This is a genomic window from Streptomyces sp. NPDC028722 (genome assembly GCF_040637655.1).
Taxonomy (GTDB): Bacteria; Actinomycetota; Actinomycetes; order Streptomycetales; family Streptomycetaceae; genus Streptomyces.
The window spans coordinates 1-6,719 of record NZ_JBEZWU010000068.1; the positions used below are offsets into that span (position 1 = coordinate 1).

Here is a 6,719-nt window from a genome sequence, read left to right on the forward strand (position 1 = left end):
TCGCCGTGCCGACGCCGGCCGCCACCTTGAGGCCGCGATGGCGCCTCCGGCGCGACCCGCTGGAACAGTTCCCACAGCTCGTCCGGCACCAGCCGTTCAATGATCCCCACCACAGCCGACAGCCTACTCAGCCAAATGAGATGACCTCTTAAGACCTTGGGGTCCTGTTCTGAGTGTTTCGACGGCACGCCCGCCGACCCCGCCTCCTACATCGCTCCCCCGGCCACGCACCTGCTTGCCGCCTGATCCGAGAGGACGGCTGCTGGTCCGACCGGCGAGAGCTGCGCATCCGGCTCCTGCCCATCCCGGCCTGGAACGAGCCGCCGTTCTGAAACACCACCGCCCCGGCCGGAGACCGGCCGGGGGTGAAGGCACCACGGGGCGTCCGCAGCATCGGCAAGAGGGCCGGCCGTCCCGCAACCCCACCCCGAATCCGAGATGAGGAGCACACCCAGCATGACCGATCGCCTCCGCGCCATCGAGGGCCTCGCCCTGGTCGCCGCCCTGACCGCCGTCTTCGACGGAGTCCACGCCGTGGGGGACCACTGGGTTAACGCGGCGAAGGCGGCGTCCGCCTTCCTATGTGTCTCGGTCAGGGGCTGGTCCAGGGTGCCGATCGTGTTCGATGGCGCTCCCGGCTGTTTCGGTTGTCCAACGTCAGCACCTCGTCCCAGAGTGCATCCGTGGGGGTGACGGTCATGACGTCCGGAGCTGTCTTCGCCATGGTGTTCGCGGTGCTGCTCGCCTCTCAGGTCCGGCGAGCTCTTGCTGACAGCGGGACAGGCAGGCAGCGGCCAAGTCCGTCTTATGGCCGGACCTGTTGCCAGTGGCCTGCGGCATGATGCGGGGCACGTGACGGCCCGTCCGACCGAGGGTCTTCGAGGCCGTCGGCTGCAAAGGGAGGGGTGCTGTGCGCAGGCCGGTCACAGGCGAGGTGCACGTTCACTACGGTCAGATCTACGTTGAGAGCGATCCGGACAGTGCGATCCCGGATCTTTCCGAGGCGTTCGCAGGCCAGCGCGGGGGGCTGTGCGGGGCCGCAGTCCCGGGCGTGCTCTGGCTGATCACCGGGCTGCACACAGGCAACGTCGGCTTCGTCGTAGAGGTCCACGACGAAGATCCTCCGCTGGACCCGATCTGGGAGGAGGTGGTAGAGGTGTCCTTCCGCCCGGTGTCTGAACGCACCAGTTTGGTGCAGTGGGCGGGCGAGGCCGTGTGGGACCTGGATGTCCAGCGGACCGACTACCGGGTGCGGTACTGCGCCCGGGGGATGGACGAGGGACGGGAGCTGGACACCAGAGTGGCCGGGAAGCCACAGGCGGACAGCTACCTCCTGCAGTTCTGGCCCGCGCCGCCTCGCCCAGGCCGTGTGGTCCGCCAGACCTCGCAGATCGCCGCGTACTGGCACCGCTACGCGCGCGAACTTCCGCCACCGCCCACCCCCGAGCAGTGCGTCGAGACCGAACGCCTGGCCCGCCAGGCAGAGGAACGGGCAGCCGAGGAGCGGCGACTGCACCGCGAGCGGTGGGAGTGGGGCGGGCGACTGCCGAGCGAGGGGCTGCGCGGTGTCGGCGGTAATGTCTGCGGTCTGCTCCGCTTCGACAGCGACCTGGTGCACGCCCTCGAGGCCGCGGGTCCGGAGGTCCAGCGTGCGGTAGCGTCGCTGGCTGCCCGGCGGGCCTGCGCGGCAGCGGGCCTGACCGACGTTCCGTGGGTCACCCAGGCGCTCACCGCGTTGACGCAGAAATGTCCGCTGCCGCCGCCATTCGACGACACGGCCCGGTTGTGGAAGACCCTGCGGTCCGACCCGCAGGTCCCGAGGCGGTCGGTGCTCAAGGCGATACCTCCCGGGCGACCGCCATATCGCCCACCCACGCCCCCGGCGGCGGCCGAGTGGACGTGGGTCCCGGCCGCGGAGTCGGGAAACGGGCCAAGGCGGCGGGGCCTCGGCCAGGCACTGGGCGCGCTCGTACCGACTGGGCCCGTCAGCCAGCGCACGACACCGACCGCAGGCGTGGGGCAAGGTGCTGCCGTGGTGGTGCACGCCTCCGGCACTCCGCACGGACCCGAGCGAATCTCACAGCCGCACTTCGCCCTTCCTGCCGTACTGGCCGCTGCCGAGCCCGACCCGCTGAAGGCGGCACTGGACGCGGTGTGGCACGCGGTAAATACGTACGGCGAGCACTACCCAGAGTTGCTGGAGGAAATCCGGTCGGCGTGCGTCGAGCAGCTGGGAGAGTAGGCCGGTTCTGCTGATCAACCCGGTGCGACATCAGCGGCGCGGCAGGGGGACGACGCCGACGGCGTCGTCCCCCTGCCGCGTTGCCGGGACGGGCGCCGGGGAACTCAGCTCGCGACGGACCCGCTGAAGCTCGTCATCCTTGGCGGCCAGGACGGACAGGAGGAGCCTGTGGCGCTCCATGTGCTGGGTGAGCTCGGTGTGGGTGCGGGCGAGTTTGCCGGTGAGCCGCTGGTTTAGATCACGCAGCCGGGCGATGCGGGCCTCGCGCGGGTCGGGCTGCCGACCTGCTGCCCAGGCGGCTGCCCGCCGCTTCTCGAACTCGTCTTTGAGGCGGCCCCAGGTCCGGTAGAGGGAAGCGCGGGAGATGCCCGCCTCGCGGGCGAGCGTCTTGGCGTCGCAGGCGCCGCCGAGCGGGATCTGCCCGGCCAGCAGCCGGTCGATGGCCGCGCGGATGCGACGCTCGATCTGGTCGCGTTGCTGGTGGCTCAGTGCCATATCATTCGGCGTTTCCGGCTGTCGTGTCGATCTCTTCGAGAACCCGCATGGACCGCTCGTGCTCGGCGCGCAGTCGGTCCTTCTCCGCGGGCGGGATGCGAGGGTTGGCCAGCAGGATGGCACCGTTGTCGGCTGTGGTCTGCCAGACCGAACGGTGAACGAGGTGGTGGGTGGCCTGCGGGCAGCGGGAGCTGTCACAGAGCCCGGTCAGCGGAGCTGCCGCGGACCTGGTGCCCGCGAGCTTGAGACACAGTGCCTTCGCAGGATCCTCGAACCAGCAGTAGTTCGCCGCGGCGAGGTGCAGGACCGACGCCTTCTTCTTCAGCAGCAGCTCGATCTGCCGGTCGGTGACCACCTTCGCCGGGCCCGGCTCGTGGTCGGCCAGTTCCCTCTCGACGGCACGGAAGGAAGCCAGTAGTGCGTCGGCTCCCGGACCGGCGGGCATCTGGCCCTGTTCGAACTGCCGGTATGCCTCGACGGTCCGCTTGAGCGTCTCCTTCGCCTCCTCCGTCTTCCACTCGTGGTGGAAGACGGCCTGGGCGCCGCCCGGCCGGCCGGCGTATCCCTCACTGGTGGCCACCTGCAAGTGCTTGAAGTGGACCTTGGTGGCCAGCAGTCCCTCCGGGCGGGCGGCCATCTCGACAGACAGCGTCCGCCGCAGGCGGCGTGGGTGCACCGGCTCGTCGGGGATCGGCTCCAGGCCCATGCGGCGCCCGGCGGGCGAGGCGACCCACTGCCGCAGCCAGGTCATGGCCCCGTTGGACTCGAAGCCGTTGAACGCGCCGAACAGCGGCTGTCCAGGCCCGGAGTCCGTGAGCTGCTCGGCCAGGGCGATGACACGTACGACTTCCTCGATGACGACCCATTCGTCGACCTCGCCGCCTATAGGCGCCCTTTGACGACCTTGCTGACCAGGCGGTGCCGGGCCAGGCCCGTGCCGTCGGCGTCGTTCGTGCGGCGGCAGCCGACCGTCAGCTCCATCAGTTCGCTGGACCGCATCCCCGTCAACGCGGAGGTGGCGACCGTGCAGGCGTGAGCTGCGATCCGGATCAAGGCATCAGAGGACCTGTTCGACAAGGGCAACGACCAAGGGATCAACTTGCCGGTGTCCGCGCGAGGGGCGTCGGCAGGGTCGCGACACCAGAGGTACTCGGTGCCGACCTCGGCGACCGCCTCCTCCAACAGCGGCCGCGCCTGAGCGAAGAGAGCCTTGTGAATGTCACGGTGTCCCGTCGGCCGTAGCAGGTGCTGGAAGTTGGTTGTCAGCAACGGATCCTTCGGGTCCCACCCCAAGCGGAGGCGCTTGGTCACCTGGAAGTCCTCAATCCGCGGCAGCGGCTGCCCCGTCCGCAGATGTTCGTCGACGAGCGCGGCAAGCCGGTCGCCGTCCCGCAGATGCCTCGACCACTCGACGTTGCGCCAGAACTCGCGCTCGGCCTGCAGCTGGGTCCGCAAGTCCACGATGTGCGGTCCGAGCACGTCGACCAGGTGCAAGCACGCCGTCAGCAGCGGCCGCAGGACCTCGTCGCCCAAGGGCTCCGTCTTGCCCGGATGGAGATCTTGGAGGAAATCGCGCCGCTGCTGGGCTCACTGGCCAGTTCGAATCACGTCTACGCCAAGTGGGGCGCGATATCGGAGGTCACCATCGCGGAGCAAGTGTTCGACCTCGTCACGGTCGCGCAGGCCGACTGGGCGCATCAGGCCGTCGCGGGCGCCGTCGGCCCTGCCTCCGCTCGCGAGATCGAGGCGGCGCTTGAGCCCGTCGAGGCGGCCGGCGCCGTCGCGCTGATGACCAACCTGTCGGCCTTCGACCTCGTCTACTCGCGGCACCATCTCCGAGACCGCGATCACGCGGAGCGGGCGGCCACGCGGGTGGCGAAGCTCCTTGGCCGAGGCGCGAGCTGGGTCACGAACACGGAGGACATGGGCAACGGCCGTGCGTGGACGCCCGTCACCCGGCACGGCATCGATGTCGTCGTTGCCGGAAGCACCGTAGAGCACTTCGTGATCCTGCTCGCGCTGGGTGACGACTGACAAGGGGCCAGAATATCTCCGGACGTGGCCTCCCTTCCTGTCGTGGATCTGGCCCCGGCCAACTCCCCGAAAGAGCCGCTATCGTGCAGCCGTGACCGGTTCTGCTGCACAGCGCCCACTGCTCTTCCTCGATGTCGACGGTCCGCTCATTCCGTTCGGGACAGCGCCGCAGGAGTATCCGGACGGACACCCGACGTATCAGGCAGGTCCCGAAGCACAGAGAACCGGCTCGAATCCCCTTCTGGCCAGGATCGATCCCGAGCATGGGCCACGATTGACGGCGCTACCGTGCGATCTCGTTTGGGCCACGACCTGGATGGCCGACGCGAATGAGTGCATCGCACCACGGATCGGCCTGCCGCAGCTGACAGTGGTGATCTGGCCGGAGCCCTTCGACGAAGACGAACAGGCCGAGCGGGCCGGACTGCACTGGAAGACCCGCGCTCTGGTCGACTGGGCGGCCGGGCGCTCATTCGCCTGGGTCGACGATGAGATCACGGACATCGATCGGGCCTGGGTGTCCGCCCACCACCAAGGACATGCCCTCCTCCATCGCGTCGACCCCCGCCGGGGCCTCACCAACCTGGACTACAGCGCTCTCAACAAGTGGTTGCACAAGATTCACGCGACACACCCGTCGCACAGCGCTTCTTGAAACTGCTCGGAAACCAGGCCGCCCGCGACACGAACACGGCCCGCCCCGTCGCGCATCAGTAGCGTCTGTCCAGAGCATCGACAAGATTGCGGAGTTCTCGCGCCCGTCGTCGGGACATCGCCAGCACCACCGCTTCGAGGTGCTCACGGGTCTGCCAAGGGTCTCCGCAGCAGGCCCATTCCGTGCAGCCGCCGCTCTCGTAGTCCCACAAGCGACGGTTCGGCTGGTGGACGAAGCTTCTCCAGCGCACCATGGCCGACCCGATCGAGCCCGACCACAGGTACTTCTTCTGACGCTCTATCCGTCGAGCTTCAGCGAGCGCTGCCGAGGACAGACCATGGATGGTCGTGATGTCGTCTTGCATCCGAGGCCGGCGTGGAAGCTCGGTACGGACGCGGCCAGGCCGTCAACGCGGCATCGGCCTTTCTGATGATCGTCATGCTAGCCATCATCTCACCGGTGGGCGCTTCGGGACCAGACCGGCTCGACCTCACGGCCCTGACGAGCGCGCTTGCCCCCTACGGCTCGCGCCTGCGGCTGCCACTCATGCTTGGGAATGGAGTTTGGTGACCAAGCCTGCCGACAACACGCCGTCCGCGACACGCCGAACGCCGCAACATCACACAATTTGCGACGGTCACTCACGGTCAACGCGCGAGATCGATGTCCTGAGATCCGCTTCAAGATCAGTTCGGATAAGCCTGCATCCGCTGTCCGGTCCTCCAGATCGACGCCCGCCAGAAGCCTCGCCTCATCGAGAAAATCCGTAACCTCCGTGAGCACATCACCGAGGCCTGCGCCAACGGCTGGCTCGGTGAGGTCGCAGGACTCCAGGTCAGCCTCAACGCCGCCATGGCGAAGCTCACGAGCCTCAATCGGACCTCTACCGACGGCCGCCCCCAACGGTCGACCCCGGCATGCCCCTCTTCACCGGCGACGCACCACCGCCTCAACCAGCTGTTGGGGAACCCGTATCCCAAGGCTGATCACCCTGCATCACTGAAGCACACGGATTGGAGGAGGCCCACCCGTTAAGAATCACCGGACCCGGAGAATTGTGCTGCCACGAGGACCTGACCTACCGCAGTGCGGAAGTAGAGGACCGAGCGGCCTGCGCGCCGGCGCTGGGCCAGGTATGCCTCGCGCAGGATCCGCAAGTGCCGACCCACCGAGCCCAGGGGCAGGCCAGTGAGAGCCACTAGGTTCTGTCCGGCGGATCACTGACGGAGCCAGAGCCGGATCGCTGCGGCGGTGACGGTGCCGTGGAAGACGTAGGCCCGCTTGTCGTAACGA

General features: G+C 68.3%; 7 protein-coding genes and 2 pseudogenes. 3 read left to right on the plus strand and 6 right to left on the minus strand.

From position 1 onward, the window contains the following. Positions 1-113 (minus strand): annotated as a pseudogene (locus tag AB0F03_RS37575) (IS5/IS1182 family transposase); the annotation flags it as partial. Positions 114-910: 797 nt separating this feature from the next. Here AB0F03_RS37575 and AB0F03_RS37580 point away from each other — a divergent pair. Next, entirely contained in the window at positions 911-2,242 is a 1,332-nt protein-coding gene (locus AB0F03_RS37580) for a hypothetical protein (RefSeq protein WP_362000924.1), read from the plus strand. Between the two features lie 30 nt (positions 2,243-2,272). On the opposite strand, the gene AB0F03_RS37585 is transcribed toward AB0F03_RS37580, so the two are convergent. The 3 genes from AB0F03_RS37585 to AB0F03_RS37595 all read right to left on the minus strand — a co-directional run bounded on the left by AB0F03_RS37585 (position 2,273) and on the right by AB0F03_RS37595 (position 4,270). After that, a complete protein-coding gene (locus AB0F03_RS37585) occupies positions 2,273-2,737 on the minus strand; it encodes a hypothetical protein (RefSeq protein WP_362000927.1) in 465 nt (154 codons plus the stop codon). Position 2,738: 1 nt separating this feature from the next. Next, a complete protein-coding gene (locus AB0F03_RS37590; RefSeq protein ID WP_362000930.1) occupies positions 2,739-3,488 on the minus strand; it encodes a hypothetical protein in 750 nt (249 codons plus the stop codon). Between the two features lie 131 nt (positions 3,489-3,619). Continuing rightward, on the minus strand, positions 3,620-4,270 hold the full coding sequence (locus tag AB0F03_RS37595; protein WP_362000933.1) for a hypothetical protein: 651 nt from the start codon (positions 4,268-4,270) through the stop codon (positions 3,620-3,622). An 18-nt stretch (positions 4,271-4,288) separates the two neighbouring features. On the opposite strand from AB0F03_RS37595, the gene AB0F03_RS37600 reads away from it, so the two are divergent. Together AB0F03_RS37600 and AB0F03_RS37605 are read left to right on the plus strand one after the other, a co-directional pair. After that, entirely contained in the window at positions 4,289-4,771 is a 483-nt protein-coding gene (locus AB0F03_RS37600; RefSeq protein WP_362000936.1) for a hypothetical protein, read from the plus strand. 91 nt (positions 4,772-4,862) lie between these two features. Continuing rightward, entirely contained in the window at positions 4,863-5,426 is a 564-nt protein-coding gene (locus tag AB0F03_RS37605) for an HAD domain-containing protein (RefSeq protein ID WP_362000938.1), read from the plus strand. A gap of 55 nt (positions 5,427-5,481) precedes the next feature. Here the strand turns inward: AB0F03_RS37605 and AB0F03_RS37610 are convergent, their stop codons facing one another. Together AB0F03_RS37610 and AB0F03_RS37615 are read right to left on the minus strand one after the other, a co-directional pair. Then, positions 5,482-5,790 (minus strand): hypothetical protein, encoded by a 309-nt coding sequence (locus AB0F03_RS37610; protein WP_362000941.1) that lies wholly within the window; start codon positions 5,788-5,790, stop codon positions 5,482-5,484. 667 nt (positions 5,791-6,457) lie between these two features. Further along, positions 6,458-6,628, minus strand: a pseudogene (locus tag AB0F03_RS37615) (transcriptional regulator); the annotation flags it as partial. Between the last annotated feature and the right edge of the window lie 91 nt (positions 6,629-6,719).

Bases quoted from the DNA above. Each gene is read 5' to 3' on its own strand.
- AB0F03_RS37585 (WP_362000927.1), bottom strand. From the start codon at position 2,737: ATGGCACTGAGCCACCAGCAACGCGACCAGATCGAGCGTCGCATCCGC.
- AB0F03_RS37590 (WP_362000930.1), bottom strand. From the start codon at position 3,488: ATGACCTGGCTGCGGCAGTGGGTCGCCTCGCCCGCCGGGCGCCGCATG.
- AB0F03_RS37600 (WP_362000936.1), top strand. From the start codon at position 4,289: ATGGAGATCTTGGAGGAAATCGCGCCGCTGCTGGGCTCACTGGCCAGT.
- AB0F03_RS37610 (WP_362000941.1), bottom strand. From the start codon at position 5,790: ATGCAAGACGACATCACGACCATCCATGGTCTGTCCTCGGCAGCGCTC.